Below are 14,945 nucleotides of genomic sequence, written 5' to 3'. Positions count from 1 at the left end.
GCTGCGCGGAGTTCCGACATGCCCTCTGGTAAGGCCCTGGCGCGTCGGTTCGCCGTCCTGCTCGGCGCCATCGCGATCGGCTGCGCCGCCGCCGTCCCGGGGGCGGCGGCGGTGCCGACGTACGCCCGCAACGAGCCGGCGGTCGCCGTGGCGACCCCGGCGACCGTCTTCCTCGAGGCGCGGTACGTCGGCTACCTGCGGAACACCGCCACCGGCGCGCTGGTCCATCCCGAACCGGTGGTCGTGGTGCGCCGGTGCAGCGGGGCGGTGGTGAACCCCGACGGCTACGTGGTGACCACCACGGTGTGCGTGCAGCCGAGCCGGGAGGTGCTGCTGGTCAACGCCCTCTACCGGCTGGGCCGCAGCCTCGTGCAGCGCAGCGAGCTGCCGGCGGAGCGGCTGGACGGTTACGTCGCCGGTCTCCAGGGCTCGTCCGCGTTCACCGGGGCCAGGCGCGGCTCCGCGCCGACCCTGCGGCTCACCGGCCAGTTCGGCGTGGCGACATCGGGGGACGCCGCCGTCCCGGCTGTCGCCGGCGCCGTCACGAAGGCCCTGCCCGCGGTGGACGGCAACGTGGCGCTGGTGAAGCTGCGCCGCGGCGACCTGCCGGCCGTAGAGCTCGCCCCCGCCCCCGACCTGCGCGCCGGCTCCTCCCTCGACATCCTCGGCTACGCGCTCGGCGAGGGCACCGGCGACTCCGGCACCTGGACCGTCCGCAACCGCACCGTCGAGGTCATCGGGCGTACCGGGACCAACCGCACCGGAGTCAGCGGGCAGATCGGCCCCGACTCGCGGGGCGGCCCGGTGGTGGACGCCGAGGGCCGGCTCGTCGCGCTCCTGGACACCGACACCGCCGCCGAGGGCGAACCGATCCGCGACCTGATCGTCACCGCCAACATCAACCGGCTCCTCACCCAGAGCGGTGTCGACAACCGGCTGGGCGGGACCGACCGCGCCTTCCGGTCGGCCCTGGCCGTCTACTTCGCCGGGCACTACTCGCAGGCGATCATGCGCTTCGACGACGTCCTGACCCAGGACCCCGGACACGCCGCGGCCCGGGCGTACCGGCAGCGGGCGCAGGAACGGTTGCGGCTGGACGGGGACCTCACGGAGAACGCCGCGGACTGGTGGTCGTACCTCCTGTCCGCCGCGGGCGGCGCGCTGGTCATCGGCGCCGTGACCCTCGGACAGCGCGCGCTCCGCCGCCGGCTGCGGCCGGCCCCGGTGGGCGGGCCCGACCCCGACGCGGGACCAACGGAGGTCGGCCCGCCCGGGCCGGCCCCACTGGCCACGACCGCCGCGCCGGCGCCGCCGTCCCCCGAGGACACCCTCGTGCTGACCGTGCCCGCGGCCGGCCGGAAGTACGCGCCCGCGCCGTCGTCGCCGGAGGACACCGCCGCCCCGGCCTCGGCGGACGTGCCGGCCGCCACCGACGACACGCTGGTGCTGAACCTGCCCGAGGCGGAAGCCGGCACGCCGACGGCGGAGCGGGCCGACGGCGGCACGCCGGCCACGCCCACCGACGCCGGACCGGGGACGCCCCGCGAGCGGCCGCGGAGCGCGTTCCGCCCGGACATCGAGGGTCTCCGCGCGCTCGCCGTCCTGCTGGTGGTGCTCTGGCACGCGGGCGTCCCGTTCATCTCCGGCGGCTTCGTCGGGGTGGACGTCTTCTTCGTCATCTCCGGCTATCTGATCACCACCGGCATGGCGGCCGAGGTGGCCGCCCGGGGCCGGCTGTCGCTCGGCCGGTTCTGGGCCAGGCGGGCCAAGCGCCTGCTGCCCAGCTCCGCACTCGTCCTGCTCGCGGCCCTGCTCCTGACCTACCTCCTGCTGCCGGACATCCGCTGGCGTGACACCGCGGGGGACGTCGTGAGCAGCGCGGTCTACCTGATCAACTGGCGGCTCGCCGACCAGGCCGTCGACTACCTCGCCGCCGGCCAGGCCCCGAGCATCGTGCAGCACTACTGGTCGCTCGCCGTCGAGGAGCAGTTCTACCTGGTGTGGCCGGTGCTGCTGGTGGGCGTCGCCTGGCTGGCCCGGCGTGGACGCACCCCGGACTCCCGGTTCCGCGCCCTCGCGTTCGGCGCGGTGGCCGTCGTCGGGGCCGCCTCCTTCGCCTGGTCGGTGCTGCTGGTCGAGTCCGACCCCGGCCGGGCCTACTTCGTCACCACCACCCGGATGTGGGAACTCGCGGTCGGCGCGCTGCTCGCGCTGGCGCCGACCCGGCGGCTGACCGGCGCGGTCGCCGCGGCAGCGGGCTGGCTCGGCGTCGCGGCCATCGCCGCCTCCGCGGTGGTCCTGAGCACCTCGACCCCCTTCCCGGGCACGATGGCGCTGCCCGCCACCGTCGGCGCGGCCCTCGTCATCGCCGCCGGGGCCACCGGGCGGTGGGGTCCGGTCGCGCTCCTGCGGCTGCCGCCGATGCAGTTCCTCGGCGGGATCTCGTACACGCTCTACCTCTGGCACTGGCCGCTGCTGGTGGTCCTCACGGCGCGGATGCCCGACGCGGAGCCGCCGGCCGTGGTGGCCACCGTGGCCCTCGCCGTGGTGCTCGCCTACCTGACCAGTCGGCTGGTGGAACGGCCGGTCTGGCACTCGCGTCGGCTCGCGGTGCGGCCGCGGGTGGCGCTCTCGGTCGGCGCGGCCTGCACCGTCCTGTCGGTCTGCGGGGGGCTGGCCTTCCAGGCCGCCGCCACCGCACCGGCCGCGCCCCCGGTCGGCGCGGGCGGGCGCGACGCGCCGGGCGCCGCCGTGCTGACCGCGGGGGGTGCGACCGGCGCGGGGGTGCCCGTCGACCACGCCCCGTCGGTGGTGCCCGACCCGTCGGCGGCCCGGAACGACCTGCCGTCCGTCTACGCCGACCGGTGCCACGCCGGCCCCACCGAACGCGCGGTGCTGCGCTGCGCGTACGGCCCGCCGGAGGCCACGGTCACCATCGCCGTGGTCGGCGACTCGCACGCCGCGCAGTGGGTGCCGACGCTGCGGGCGATCGCGGAGCGACGGAACTGGCGGCTGCTGACGTACACCAAGTCGAGCTGCCCGGCCGTCGACGTCGAGGTGGTCGCGGACGGCCAGCGGCCCGTCGACACCTGCGCGGCGTGGAACCGGGACCTGCCCGGCCGGCTCGCCGCCGACCGCCCGAACCTGGTCGTGACGAGCAGCTACAACTACTCCGCCTACCGGGACGGCCGGGCGCTCAAGGGGCCGGAGGGCCGCGCCGCGCTGGTCGACGGGATGCGCCGGACCTGGCGGTCGCTGGCCCGGATCGCCCCCGTGGTGGTGCTGCGGGACACCCCGGCGCCGCGCCTGGACGTCGCCGAGTGCGTGTCGGCCCACCGGGAGGAGCTGACCAGGTGCGCGGTACCGCGCGACGAGGCCCTGGCGGGCATCGGCCCGCTCCAGGTGGACGCGGCGCAGGGCCTGACCGGGGTACGGCTCGTCGACCTGAACGACGCCATCTGTCCCGCCGACCGCTGCGCGGCGGTGATCGGCGGGGTGCTCGTGTACCGCGACACGAATCACCTCACGGCGACGTACGCGCGGACGCTGGCGGCCCGGCTCGACGAGCAGTTGCAGATGGTGATGGGGTGAGCGGAATGATCAGCAGGGACGGCGACGTCGCCGGGGTCGATCCTGCTGGCGGGGGCGCGCGCGGCTCGCTGCTGGCCGGCCGGTCGGTCGCCCTGGTGCACGAGTGGTTCGGCGCTACCGGCGGCTCGGAGAACGTCTTCCTGGCCATCCAGGAGGTGCTGCCGGACGCGACGGGGTTCGTGCTGTGGCGCGACCGCGACGCGCGACGCGGCCTCGACCTCCGGGAGTCGTGGCTGGGCCGGACCCCGTTGCGGCGGTCCAAGGCCCTCGCGTTGCCGCTCATGCCGCTGACCTGGCGCACGCTGAGCAGCGAGCGGTTCGACGTGGTCATCTCGTCGAGCCACGCCTTCGCGCACACCGTGAAGTTCCGGGCCTCCCCGGACGCCCGCTACCTGAGCTACATCCACTCGCCGGCCCGCTACCTGTGGAGCCCGGACTTCGACGGCCGGGGCTCGAACGGGCTGCTGACCGTGCCCCGGCGCGTGCTCCAGGGGGCCGACGTCCGACTGAGCCGGCACGTCCACAGCTACGCCGCCAACTCCCGCGAGGTGCAGGCCCGCATCCAGCGGTTCTGGCATCGCGACGCGCGCATCATCCACCCGCCGGTCGACGTGGACCACTTCGCCGACGCCCCGGCCGCGCAGCGCCGGCAGGACCGCGGCTACCTGCTCGGGGTCGGACGCTGGATCCCGTACAAGAAGTTCGATCTGATGATCGAGATCGCCGACGCCGCCGGGATGCCGCTGGTGATCGCCGGGTCGGGGCCGGAGGAGGACGCCCTGCGCCGGCAGGCGGCCCGGGTCGGCGTCCCCGTCACCTTCGAGCGGCAGCCGTCCCGGGACCGGCTCCGCGAGCTGTACTGGGGTGCGCGGTGCCTGCTCTTCCCCACCCACGAGGACTTCGGCATCATCCCGGTGGAGGCGATGGCCTGCGGCACCCCGGTGCTGGGGCTGCGCCGGGGCGGGGTGCTGGAGACGGTCGTCGACGGCGAGACCGGCTTCCTCGTCGACTCGGACGACCCCCGGGCGTACGCCGCCATGCTGCGGCACGTCGACGGTCTGGACCGGGACCGCGTCCACGCGCACGCCGCCCGGTTCTCCGCCGCGGTCTTCCGCGCCAACGTCGCCTCGTGGGTGGCCGATGAGACCGCCTGAGACCGCCCGGCCCGCCCCGCGCCTCCGCCGGCCGGGAGCCCGCGCCCTGGTCGTGACCGGCGCGGTCCTGGCCGTGGTCACGGTCCTCGGGGTGACGACCGTGCTGCCCCGCCCGACCGTCGCCGGTGTCCTCGGCCTCGTCGTGATGGCGGTGTGCCTGACCGCGCTCTACCAGACCACCCGGTCGCCGTCGTTCAACCCGGTCTCCGTGACGTTCTGGGCCTTCGTCACGGTCTGGGTCGGCTTCGCGCCGCTGCTGCAGATCCGGGACCGGCGGCTGCCCTGGCCCGACCTGCCGCTGGACCAGTACTACGTCAGCGCGCAGGTCATCCTCCTGTTCGCGGTGCTCGCCTACTGGGCCGGCAACACCCGCCGCCTGCCCGCGCCGCGGCCGAGCACCCCGCCGCGGACCCGGATCACCGTCGAGAAGGCGCTGGCGGTCACCGCCACCGCCGCGGTGCTGGCCGTCGTCTGCCTGCCGATGACCGGCGGGCTGGCCGTCCGGTTCGGCAGCCGCGACGACCTCCAGCGCGCCATCGCCGAGGCGGGCCTGAAGAGCCGGCAGGACCTGGCGCTGCTCGGCCTGCTCAGCACCTTCCCGGCCGCCGTCGCCGCGATCGCGCTGGTGCTGTGCCTGTTCTGCTGGCGGAGCCGGAACGCCGCCGGCCCGAGGGCGCGGTGGGTGCTGCTGGGCACCACCGCCACCGCGGTGCTCCTCAACGTCGTCTACAACAACCCGCTCTCCGCGAACCGGTTCACCGCCTTCGGCGTGCTGCTCGCCGCCGGCCTGGCGATCGTGCGATTCGAGCGGCAGCGCTGGCGGACCCTGTTCTCGCTCGGCATGCTCACCGGCCTCGCCGTGCTCTACCCGCTGGCGAACCTGTTCCGCAACGAGCGCTCGCGCGGCGACCTCCGGTTGGGCCTGGACGCCTACTACACCTGGGACTTCGACGGGTTCCAGCAGACCGTCAACGCCGTCTACTACGCCCGCGTGCACGGCCACAGCTGGGGTCACCATCTCGTCTCCGCGCTGCTGTTCTGGGTGCCGAGGTCCTGGTGGGAGGGGAAGGCGATCCCGGCCGGCAACGCCGTGGCGGCCAGCCGGGGCTACTCCTTCCAGAACCTGGCCCTGCCGTTCTGGGCCGAGACGTACCTGGAGTTCGCCTTCGTCGGCGTGGTGGTGCTGTTCTTCTTCTACGGGCGGCTCGCCCGGCGGCTCGACCGGGCGTTGACGGCCACGCCGGCCGGGCTGGGGACGGCCCTCACGGTCACCTTCGCCGCCTTCCAGATCGGCCTGCTGCGCGGTCCCCTCGGCGCGCAGATCCCGTTCGTCGGCGCCGCGTTCGCGGTGCTCGTCGTGGCCGTGCTCGCACTGCCCGACCGGGGCTGGCGGCTGACCCGACCGCCCCCACCGGTGGACCACGGCTCGCCGGCCGCGGCACCCGCCAGAGCAGAGGAGATGGCGCCCCATGACTGAACCCCGGCCCAGGGTCGCCGTCCTCGCCGACTGGTGGTGGCCGGACGAGGTCGGTGGCGCGGAGCGGTCCGCCCGGGCGGCCGCGCGGGAACTCGCCGGCTTCGCCGACGTGTCGGTCTTCGTGCCGTCCACCACCGACGCGACGTACGCCGACGGCCCGCTCACCGTGCACGCCGTCCGGCGGCCCTTCGCCCGGCGGCAGCACGCGGACACCCGGATCCGGCGCGGGCTGGAGTTCCTGACCGCCTGGCTGCTGCCGCCGGTCGCGTTCCGCCTGACCCGCCGGATCCGGACGTTCCGGCCCGACGTCGTGGTGGCCACCAACATCTCCCGCACCGGTCCCTGGTTGCCGCGCTGGGTGCGGGCGCGCGGCCTGCGGTACGTCCGGGTCTTCCACGACCTGAGCGACACGTGCTGGCGCCGGTCGCGGCTGAAGGACTCGCGCACCTGCGAGACGGTGTGCGGGGAGTGCCGGGTCAAGGCCGGGATCATGCGGGGCGCCACCCCGCGCGGCGCGGTGAGCGTCTGCGTCTCCGGCTTCGTCCGCGACGAGCTCGTCGAGGCGGGCCTGACCACCCCGGCGGCGAGCCTCGTCGGCTACCCGCTGATCGGCCCGCCGGACGCGGTACGCCCGGCGCGGCGCACCGACGAGACCCGGCTCGTCGTCGGGTACCTCGGCCGCCTCGACCCGGTGAAGGGCATCGAGTCGGCCATCCGCACGGCGGGCGCCTACCGGCGGAGCACGGGCACCTCGGTGCGGATGCTGGTCGCCGGCGAGGGGCAGCCCGACTACACGCGGACGCTGGCCGAGCTGGCCCGGTCGGAGGAGGTCGCCCTGGACCTGCCCGGCCGCATGGCGGTCGACGCGTTCTGCGCCGCGGTGGACGTCGTCCTCATTCCGTCCCGCTGGATGGAGCCGTTCGGCCGGGTCGCCGTCGAGGTCGGGCGCACCGGGAAACCGATGCTGGTCGCGCCGCTCGGCGGCCTGCCGGAGGCGGCCGCCGTCTCCGGCGGCGCCTACGCGTACGCCGACTTCCAGGACCCGGCCGCGGCGGCGCTCGCGCTCGGTGAGTTGCTGGCGGGCACGGCGCCCCCGGTCGCCCGCCCCGACGGCGGCCCGGCGAGCACGCTGCCGCAGGCCGTCGTGGCCGCCACCCGGCGGGCGTGGTCCGGCGCGGACGACGTGACGGTGGGGCGGCGGCCGTGACCGGGACGGTCGCCCCGCCGCGAGCCGCCGGGCGGAACTGGGCCCGGCTCGCCCTGACCCTCGGGCAACTGGCCCTCATGGGCACGAGCCTCGTCTTCAGCCTCGCCCTCGGCTACGCCGGCGACCTGTCCGCGGTCGGCGCCACCGCGCCCGCGATGCTGGTGTTCCAGCTGACCTGCGGCGTCCTGCAGCGGTCCCTCGCCGAGGCGACGCTGCTCGCCGAGGCACACGCCGAGCGGACCGCCGCGCGGACGGACTGCCAGCGGTCGGTGGCCGCCGCGTTCACCGGCGGGCTCGCCGGCGCGGTGCTGGCGGTGGCGTCGGCGCTCGCCGTGTCCGGCGGGTCGATCGAGCTGGCCGTCGCCTACGCGGCCGGCATACCGTTCGCGATCGCGCTGGACATCGGCCGGGCCGCCGGGGTGGCGGCCGGCGCCGCCCGGGCGGTCTTCCTGGAGACGGCCGCGTGGCTGGCCGCGCAGCTTGCCGTGCTGGTCCTCGCCGCCACCCGTTCACCGCTGGCCGTCTGCCTGTCCTGGACCGTGGTGAACGTGGTGTTCCTCCTGGTCGCCGCCGGCCGCCCCGAGCGGCGGCCGCGCGTCTCCGGGCTGCCCGGCTGGGTACGGTCCCGGCGGGGCGTGATGGGCGCGGCCTCCCTGGACGCCCTGCTCGTCGGTCTCACCCCGGTGCTCGCCCTGCAGGTCACCGCGTTCGTCGCCGATGCCGCCACGCTCGGCGTCATCCGCATCACCCAGCAGCTGTTCGGGCCGTTGGCGTTCGTGTCGATCACCGTCCGGCGGGTGCTGGTCTACCAGCGCAAGGCCGACGCCGGCACGACCCGGCGGCAGGACCTGCGCGACGGGGCGCAGGCGTGGGCGTTCATGGCCGCCGGTTCGGTCGCCCTCGGGCTGGCGGTGCTCGTCGGGCAGGGACTGGTCCCCGCGCTGTCGTTCCTCCCGGTGGGTTGGGTCCTGGTCGCCGCCGGACTGGAGAAGACGGCGCTCGGGTTCTCCTACGGCTGCTCGTTGAGCCGGTTCATCCGGGGCGAGTTCGCCCTGCTCCTGCGCGCCCGCTACGTGATGCTCGGCCTGACGGTGCTCGCCGCGCCACTGCTGACCATCCAGTTCGGACCGTCCGGCTACCTCGTCGCGTCGGCCGTCGGGATGGTCGTCTACTCGCTGGTTCTCGTCGCGCTGCCGGCCCGTGACCGTCCACGACCGACAGCAGTCGCGTCGGGCACCGGTCTGTCCTGACCGGCGGCCCTCGCTAAGGTTGTCGGCATGAGCGACAGTGTCGGCCTGCTGCTGCGGCGTGCCGGATTCGGCCCGACCGCGGTCGAGCTCGCCGCCGCTCGCCAGGCCGGCTACGCCGCCGCGCTGACCGGCCTGACCGCCCCGCCCGGCCCGGACGTCGGCGCGACGGGCGCGCCCGTCCCGGACCTCGGGCCCGACGCGTACGCGGGCAAGCGCGACCTGACCTACGAGGAGAAGGTCCGGCTGGAGGACCTCCGCGACGAGCAGACCGCGCAGATCACCGGGTGGTGGCTGAACCGGATGGCGGTGGCCAGCCACCAGGCCGTCGAGAAGCTGGTCTTCTTCTGGCACGGGCACTGGGCCACCTCGGTCAAGAAGGTGCGCAGCCCCCAGCTGATGCTCAGCCAGCACCGCACCCTCCGCAGCGCCCCCGACTTCACGGTGATGGCCCGGCGAATGGTCGTCGACGCGGCGTTGAACCACTACCTGGACGGGCACCTCAACACCCGGCGGGCGCCCAACGAGAACCTCGCCCGCGAGCTGTGCGAGCTGTTCCTGCTGGGCATCGGCAACTACACCGAGAAGGACGTCAAGGAGGCGGGGCGGGCGCTGACCGGCTGGCGGTTCAGCCTCACCATGGGCCGCTCGGTGTTCGACCCGCAGGCCCACGACCCGGGCCGCAAGACCATCCTGGGCCGGACCGGGAGCTTCACCGCGCAGAGCCTCGTCGACCTGCTGCTGGCCCAGCCGGCCTGTCCCCGGTTCATCGCCGCCCGCCTCTGGTTCCGCTACGGCTCGTCCACCAGGCCCATCCCCGAGGGGCTCCAGGAGAAGATGGCACGCGCCTTCCCGGCGCCGATGGCCATGCTCCGGGTGCTGCTCGCCGACGAGGCGTTCCAGGCGACGGCCGGCACGATGGTGAAGCAGCCGGTCGAGTGGCTCGTCGGGGCGCTGCGGCAACTGGGGGTGCGGCCGGCCGGCCTGCCCGCGGAGACCCGCACGGCCGTCCTGCACGACCTGGAGAGCCTGGGGCAGTTGCCGTTCGCGCCTCCCAACGTGGGCGGCTGGCCCTCCGGCGGCTCCTGGCTGACCTCCGCCGCGGCACAGGTCCGCCTGCGGCTGGCCGGCCGGGTCGCCGAGCAGGCGCCGGTCGACGATCTGACCCCGGAGAGCCTGGCGTACCTGCTCGGCGTCGACCGGTGGACGAACCGCACCTACGCCGTGCTGCGCGGCACGCAGGACCGGCGACAGTTGTTGACCCTGGGGCTGGCCAGTCCGGAATACCTGGTGACATGACGATGGATCCACTGACCCGACGTCGCTTCCTGCTCGCCTCGGGCGTCACCGCGGGCGCCGCGCTCGCGGCCGGCGCCGGCGGGATGGGGCTCGCCCAGCTGCTGCGGTCCGCGGGGCAGGACCCGGCCGCCGCGCCGTCGAAGAAGCTCGTCCTGGTGACCCTCTACGGCGGCAACGACGGCTTGAACACCGTCGTCCCCTACACCGATCCCGCCTACCACTCGGCCCGGCCGGAGCTGGCGTACGACCCCGGGAAGGTGCTGCACCTGGACGACGCCCTGGGCCTGAACCCGGTCCTGCGGGGGATGAAGCGGCTGTGGGACGAGAAGCGGCTGGCGGTCGTCCTCGGGGTGGGCTACCCGCGGCCGGACCGCAGCCACTTCAGGTCCATGGACATCTGGCAGACCGCGTCCCCGGCCGAACCGGTGACGACCGGCTGGGTGGGCCGCTGGCTCGACGGCACGAAGGCCGCGCCGGAGGCCGCCGTCAGCTTCGAACCGGTGCTGCCCCCGGTGCTCGCGGGGGAGACCCGGGCCGGTTCCTGCGTCAACGTCGGCGGCCTCGAACTGCCCCCGGGGATCAGCGCCGACGCCGTCGCCGCCCTCGGCCGCGGGGAGCCCGGCGAGCCGGAGCTGCAGGCCCGCGCGGCCCGCGCCTACGGCGACCTGCTCCGGGTGGAGCAGCTGGTCCGCGACGCCGAACAGCACCAGAGCCCCACCCCGGGCGGCGTCGAGGAGCAGATCCTCACCACCGGTCCGGGCAGCCGCAGCGTCCTGGAGACCCAGCTGGCGCTCGTGGCCCGCTGCGTCGAGGCCGGGGTGCCCACCCGGGTCTACTCGGTGAGCCTCGACGGGTTCGACACCCACGCGATGGAACGGGCCGGGCACGAGAGCCTGCTCACCCGGCTCGACCGGGCGCTGTCCGCGTTCGTGGCACGGATGGCGCGCACCGAGGCGGGACGCCAGGTGACCGTCGTCGTCTACAGCGAGTTCGGCCGGCGCGTACGCGCCAACGCCTCGCAGGGCACCGACCACGGGACGGCCGGGCCGGTGTTCGTCCTGGGGCCGACCGTGGCCGGCGGGTTCCACGGCGAGCAGCCGAGCCTCACCGACCTGGACGACGGTGACCTGAAGGCCACGGTGGACTTCCGGGACGTCTTCGGCACGGTCCTGGCCTCGGTGCTCGGTGCCGATCCCGACCGCTACCTGGGCAGCGGCTACCGGGCCAGGCCGTTGCCGCTGCTCACCGTCGACTGAGGACGGGCGGACGAGCGCTCAGCGTCCGCCCGCCCGGAACACCTCCGCGACGGTCCGCAGGATCACCTTGACGTCCAGCCAGAGCGACCAGTTCTCGATGTAGTAGTTGTCGAACCTCGCGCGGTCGGAGATCGGGGTGTCCCCCCGCAGGCCACTGACCTGGGCCAGCCCGGTCAGCCCGACCGGCACCCGGTGGCGCATCGCGTAGTTCGGGTACTCGGCGGAGAACTTCGCCACAAAGTACGGCCGCTCCGGCCGCGGCCCGACCACGCTCATCTCCCCGCGCAGGATGTTCCACAGCTGCGGCAGCTCGTCCAGCGACGTGCGGCGCATGAACCGCCCGATCGGCCCGACCCGCCGGTCGTGCGCGATGGACCAGTTCGTCTGCGACTCGTGCTCGTCCACCGGTCGCATCGACCGGAACTTGACCACCTGGAACGGCTTGCCGTAGCGGCCGATCCGCTCCTGGTGGAAGAAGATGCCGCGACCGCCGTCGAGGAACGTGGCCATCGCGCACAGCAGCAGCACCGGGCTCAACAGCAGCAACGCCGCCGTGGCGAGGACCACATCGGAGGCCCGCTTCACGGCCCACCGCGGGCCGGAGAAGGTGGTGTCGCCGATCTTCACGATCGGGATGGCGCCGATGTGGTCGGGGTAGCCGCCGTGCGACCGGGAACCCCACAGTCGCGGCACCGCCCACAGGTCACGGGCGGAATCGGCCTGCCGGAGCAGCGTCTCCATGAGGACCGTCTCCGGGCAGTCCGGGTCCGCGATGACCAGCACCTCGCACTCCAGCAACCGGACCAGATGTTCGAGGTCGTCCAGGTTGCCGATCAGCGGGAGCGCGACCGGGTGCTGCGGCGGAGCGGTGTCGACCGAGCCCACGAAGCGCAGACCGTACTCGGGGTAGCGGCGCAGCAGGCGGGCCAGCTCCACCCCGATCGGGCCGGCGCCGACGACGATCGCGTTGTGCTCCACCCACCGGCGCCGGCGGGCCAGGAGGGTCACCTTGCGGCTGCACGCCCGCCCCAGGACCACAAGGGCGGCGGAGAGCGCCACGCCGTGCATGAAACCACTGACGTACGGCACCGAGTCGTGCCGGTAGGCCGCCACGATGGCGACCACCGCGCCGGAGGCCAGCAGCCGCCCGGAGAGGCTCGGCAGCTCGTCCAGGATGCTGAGGTGCCGGCGCGCCCGGTAGAGCCCGCCGGCCGCGAAGACGGACACCGTGAGGACGGCGTTGGCCAGCGTGCCGCGCCAGTAGTTCTGGGTCACCAGCAGCGGCGCGAGCAGCGCGACGACGTCGACCGGTGCCGTCATCATCCAGGCCCGGAGCCAGCGCGTCCGGCTCGAGGCCCGGGAACTGGCGTACGGCAGCACCGCGGTCGTGTCGAGACCGGCGCGCGGCTCCGCGGCCGGCGGCGGTCCGTTCCTCGGCCGGGCGCCGGGCACGGCCGCAGGCACACCCGTGCCCTTGTCCGTCTCCGGCCGCCGCATCGTCATCTGCGGTGACTCGTGCCGGCGAGCGGTCGCCGCCGGCTCTGTCGTGGCCGGTTGGCCTGACATGGTCGATCCTCCCCCGTGACAGCCCTCCCCGGCGCGAGCACAGTGAGGGCGATCGAAGGATATGAGTGAGCAGCCCTTATCGCCAGAGCCGGGACGGCAATCCGTCGTCCTACTTTCCGGCCGAGAGAATCTCCGGGACCGAGTCGCGGCGCACCGCGTCGAAGAGCGTCCGGGCCTTCCCGGAGTCGGCGAACACCACGCTCTCGCTGCCCACCCGGCCCGTGCCCTTCACCGGGCAGGTGTAGAACCCGAGGTTGCCGCTGCGCAGGTGACGCATCTCCATCGCCAGGTCCACGAGGGACATCGACTTGTCGACGGCCACCGAGTTCGCGGTGGCCCTGACGAACGAGTTCAGCTTGGTAGGGCTGCTCAACGTGCCGCCGGAGGCCGCCTTGTCGAGGATCGCCTTGATCACCTGCTGCTGATGCTTGATCCGGGTGAAGTCGCCGTTGGCGAAGGCGTACCGCTCGCGGGCGTAGTCCAGCGCCGTGGCCCCGTCCATGGTCTGCCGGCCCTTGACGAACTCCCGCTTGCCGCTGGGGTCGAGCGAGTGGGTCGAGGTGAAGTTCTGCTCGACGTCGATGTCGATGCCGCCCAACGCGTCGACGATCTCCTTGAAGCCGGCGAAGTCCACCATGCTCACGTGGTCGACGCGCACGCCGGTGAACTTCTCCACGGTCTGCACCATCAGCGGCACGCCACCCCACGCGTACGCCGCATTGATCTTCGCGTCCCGGCCGCCCCGGCCCTCCTTGGACCGGGGGATCGCGGTCCAGGTGTCCCGCGGGATCGAGATGAGCTGCGCGCTCGACCGGTCCTTCGGCAGGTGGGCCAGGATGATCGTGTCGCTCCGGGAACCCCCGGTGTTCTCCGGGTCGCGGGAGTCGCTGCCCAGGATCATGATGTTCATGGCGCCCTTGGCCACGACCGGCGGTCGGGCCTCCTCCGGCACCCCGGTGAACGCGTCCACCCGGTCGATCGAGGAGTTCACCGACCGGTAGTAGAGGCCACCCGCGAGCGCGCCGCCGCCGGCCAGCAACACCAGCACCAGCAGCACGATGAGGGCGATCCGCCGGCCGCGGCGGCGACGTGGCGCCGGTGTCGGGGTCTCCTCCGCCGCGCCGTGCTCCACTCCCGACGTCGGGAAGCGGGTGTCCGGGTGGGCGAGCGGCTGGCGATCTGACATGGCCGCGATGCTACTGACTCACGCTCCGTCACGGGGACCCTCGTCCGACCGGCCAGCCCCGCCCGTCCGTTCGGCGCTTTCCTCCTCGACGGTTGCCGCGAACCTGGTACAACGTCGGGGGTGGATGCAACGAAGCTCCGCCGGGCCATCGCCCGGACCCGGCTCGCGCCGGTCGCCGCCTTCCCGAAGCGCCTGGCCCGGGTCGCCCGGCACGACGCCCGGGTGCTGCGCACCTCCGCCCGGTGGCTGCTGACCTCCCGGGAGCACCACAACTACACGTACGAGCTGACCAAGCTCAGCCGGCACCACCTGGCCTGGTTCGTCAGCGTGGTCTGCGACGTCCCCGTCCGGCAGGTACGCGGCTGGTTCGCCGAGATCGAGGGCGACGACAAGCTGCGCGCCCACATCGAGGCCGCCACCGCCACCGCCTCCCGACGCGGCCTGGCCGACCGGCAGGTCCGCTACGCCCGCCGCATCGGCTGGTACGCCATCGTCCGCGCCCGCAAGCCCGCCCATGTCGTGGAGACCGGGGTGGACAAGGGCCTCGGCAGCTGCGTCCTGGCCGCCGCCCTGCTCCGCAACGCCGCGGAGGGCCACCCCGGCCGGCTCACCTCGCTCGACATCAACCCCGAGGCCGGCTACCTGGCCCGCGCCACCCCCTGGGCCGACGTGGTCGACCTCGTCATCGGCGACTCGGTCGCCTCGATCGGCGCGCTGGACCGGCCCGTCGACCTCTTCCTGCACGACAGCGACCACAGCCGGGTGCACGAGCGCAGCGAGTTCGAGGCCGTCGAACCGAAGCTCGCCACCGACGCCATGCTCCTCACCGACAACGTCACCGCCACCAACGTCCTCGCCGAGCACGCCGAACGCACCGGCCGGCGGTTCCTCGCGTACCGGGAGACCCCCGCCCGGCACTGGTACCCGGGCGACGGCATCGGCGTCGCCTGGTGAGGGTCTTG

The 14,945-nt window shown here is 74.2% G+C and carries 10 protein-coding genes; 8 read left to right on the top strand and 2 right to left on the bottom strand.

Annotated elements, in window-relative coordinates; all coding sequences use genetic code 11:
- Nucleotides 1-18 precede the first annotated feature (18 nt).
- From ABZ452_RS01730 to ABZ452_RS01700, 7 genes are read left to right on the top strand one after another with little or no spacing between them, the layout of a single operon-like run.
- Nucleotides 19-3,591, top strand: coding sequence for an SGNH hydrolase domain-containing protein (locus ABZ452_RS01730; RefSeq protein WP_357937758.1), 3,573 nt, complete (start codon nucleotides 19-21; stop codon nucleotides 3,589-3,591).
- A 5-nt stretch (nucleotides 3,592-3,596) separates the two neighbouring features.
- On the top strand, nucleotides 3,597-4,745 hold the full coding sequence (locus ABZ452_RS01725; protein ID WP_357937756.1) for a glycosyltransferase: 1,149 nt from the start codon (nucleotides 3,597-3,599) through the stop codon (nucleotides 4,743-4,745).
- On the top strand, nucleotides 4,732-6,222 hold the full coding sequence (locus ABZ452_RS01720; RefSeq protein WP_357937754.1) for a hypothetical protein: 1,491 nt from the start codon (nucleotides 4,732-4,734) through the stop codon (nucleotides 6,220-6,222). The genes ABZ452_RS01725 and ABZ452_RS01720 overlap by 14 nt, the downstream gene beginning before the upstream one ends.
- Nucleotides 6,215-7,429, top strand: coding sequence for a glycosyltransferase (locus tag ABZ452_RS01715; RefSeq protein ID WP_357937752.1), 1,215 nt, complete (start codon nucleotides 6,215-6,217; stop codon nucleotides 7,427-7,429). The genes ABZ452_RS01720 and ABZ452_RS01715 overlap by 8 nt, the downstream gene beginning before the upstream one ends.
- Entirely contained in the window at nucleotides 7,426-8,679 is a 1,254-nt protein-coding gene (locus tag ABZ452_RS01710) for a hypothetical protein (protein ID WP_357937750.1), read from the top strand. The genes ABZ452_RS01715 and ABZ452_RS01710 overlap by 4 nt, the downstream gene beginning before the upstream one ends.
- Nucleotides 8,680-8,706: 27 nt before the next feature.
- Nucleotides 8,707-9,975 (top strand): DUF1800 family protein, encoded by a 1,269-nt coding sequence (locus ABZ452_RS01705; protein ID WP_357937748.1) that lies wholly within the window; start codon nucleotides 8,707-8,709, stop codon nucleotides 9,973-9,975.
- Entirely contained in the window at nucleotides 9,972-11,231 is a 1,260-nt protein-coding gene (locus ABZ452_RS01700) for a DUF1501 domain-containing protein (protein WP_357937746.1), read from the top strand. The genes ABZ452_RS01705 and ABZ452_RS01700 overlap by 4 nt, the downstream gene beginning before the upstream one ends.
- Nucleotides 11,232-11,249: 18 nt before the next feature.
- Here the strand turns inward: ABZ452_RS01700 and ABZ452_RS01695 are convergent, their stop codons facing one another.
- Complete coding sequence (locus ABZ452_RS01695; protein ID WP_357937744.1) at nucleotides 11,250-12,797, bottom strand: sugar transferase; 1,548 nt, start codon at nucleotides 12,795-12,797, stop codon at nucleotides 11,250-11,252.
- A 109-nt stretch (nucleotides 12,798-12,906) separates the two neighbouring features.
- Nucleotides 12,907-13,992 carry an LCP family protein gene (locus ABZ452_RS01690; protein WP_357938173.1) on the bottom strand — a complete coding sequence of 362 codons (1,086 nt, stop codon included), beginning with the start codon at nucleotides 13,990-13,992 and terminating at the stop codon, nucleotides 12,907-12,909.
- 111 nt (nucleotides 13,993-14,103) lie between these two features.
- On the opposite strand from ABZ452_RS01690, the gene ABZ452_RS01685 reads away from it, so the two are divergent.
- Nucleotides 14,104-14,937: a class I SAM-dependent methyltransferase gene (locus ABZ452_RS01685; protein WP_357937742.1), complete on the top strand. Its 834-nt coding sequence runs from the start codon at nucleotides 14,104-14,106 to the stop codon at nucleotides 14,935-14,937.
- Nucleotides 14,938-14,945 lie beyond the last annotated feature (8 nt).

Origin of the sequence: Micromonospora sp. NPDC005707 (genome assembly GCF_040631005.1) — a bacterium.
In the GTDB taxonomy this organism is placed as follows: domain Bacteria; phylum Actinomycetota; class Actinomycetes; order Mycobacteriales; family Micromonosporaceae; genus Micromonospora.
Note: the sequence above shows the minus strand (reverse complement) of the source record. Positions and strands in the feature narration are given on the sequence as shown.

Excerpts from the sequence above, each read along its gene's own strand:
- ABZ452_RS01730 (WP_357937758.1), top strand. The coding sequence starts at position 19 with ATGCCCTCTGGTAAGGCCCTGGCGCGTCGGTTCGCCGTCCTGCTCGGC.
- ABZ452_RS01725 (WP_357937756.1), top strand. The coding sequence starts at position 3,597 with ATGATCAGCAGGGACGGCGACGTCGCCGGGGTCGATCCTGCTGGCGGG.
- ABZ452_RS01720 (WP_357937754.1), top strand. The coding sequence starts at position 4,732 with ATGAGACCGCCTGAGACCGCCCGGCCCGCCCCGCGCCTCCGCCGGCCG.
- ABZ452_RS01715 (WP_357937752.1), top strand. The coding sequence starts at position 6,215 with ATGACTGAACCCCGGCCCAGGGTCGCCGTCCTCGCCGACTGGTGGTGG.
- ABZ452_RS01705 (WP_357937748.1), top strand. The coding sequence starts at position 8,707 with ATGAGCGACAGTGTCGGCCTGCTGCTGCGGCGTGCCGGATTCGGCCCG.
- ABZ452_RS01700 (WP_357937746.1), top strand. The coding sequence starts at position 9,972 with ATGACGATGGATCCACTGACCCGACGTCGCTTCCTGCTCGCCTCGGGC.
- ABZ452_RS01695 (WP_357937744.1), bottom strand. The coding sequence starts at position 12,797 with ATGTCAGGCCAACCGGCCACGACAGAGCCGGCGGCGACCGCTCGCCGG.